The sequence below is a fragment of the Vibrio sp. TRT 2004 genome, assembly GCF_050113735.1.
GTDB lineage: Bacteria > Pseudomonadota > Gammaproteobacteria > Enterobacterales > Vibrionaceae > Vibrio.
In genome coordinates, this window is record NZ_JBNJOH010000153.1 from 1 (window position 1) to 617 (window position 617).

A 617-nucleotide genomic window follows, 5' to 3' on the forward strand; every position below is an offset into this window, starting at 1 on the left:
AAGTAAATTACCACCTTCTAAAGAAGGTGGCTTTGTGTGAGCCCCCTAAAAGGGGGCCTTTGTTTAGTCCAGCGCTAATTGTTGCTGTTCCACGCGCTCTTTCTTCTCCTGATGTCTTACATAACGTCGAATGATTTCTTCATTAATTCCTACACTATCGACAAAATAGCCCCTTTGCCAAAAGTGATTACCCCAAAGCTTATTTTTCCTCAAATATGGAAACTTACTGAAGAGCTTTAAGGCTATTTTGCATTTCAATACGCCCATCAACTTGGATATTGATAGCTTGGGTGGAACCTTTACGACTAAGTGCACGTGGTCAACTTGGACGTTCAGCTCAACAACTTCGCATCCAAGTTGATTACAGTAAACATTTATACACCGATAAACTTCTTTGCCTACATTGTTCTTCAAGAGCCTAAATCTGTATTTTGGCGTCCACACTATGTGATATTGACATCTCCAAAATACGTGGGAAGCTTGATTGTATCTACTCATGTTATTTGTCCTCTTTGACTTCGCTAAAAATCAAGGGAGCATTTAACATGGGTAGAACTACAGGCAAAGCCTCACTGAATGATAACCACCTACTGAAGTAGGTGGTTTAGGGCTGAAAA

The 617-nt window shown here is 40.4% G+C and carries 1 protein-coding gene; it reads right to left on the reverse strand.

Features of this window, described 5'->3' with window-relative positions:
- Window positions 1–63: 63 nt before the first annotated feature.
- The gene (tnpA, locus tag ACQEXR_RS20350) at window positions 64–498 is read right to left on the reverse strand and encodes an IS200/IS605 family transposase (RefSeq protein ID WP_427021060.1); all 435 of its coding nucleotides are present in this window, start codon (window positions 496–498) and stop codon (window positions 64–66) included.
- Window positions 499–617: the final 119 nt, after the last annotated feature.

Coding starts and splice junctions, on each gene's coding strand:
- tnpA (WP_427021060.1), bottom strand. CDS start 498: ATGAGTAGATACAATCAAGCTTCCCACGTATTTTGGAGATGTCAATAT.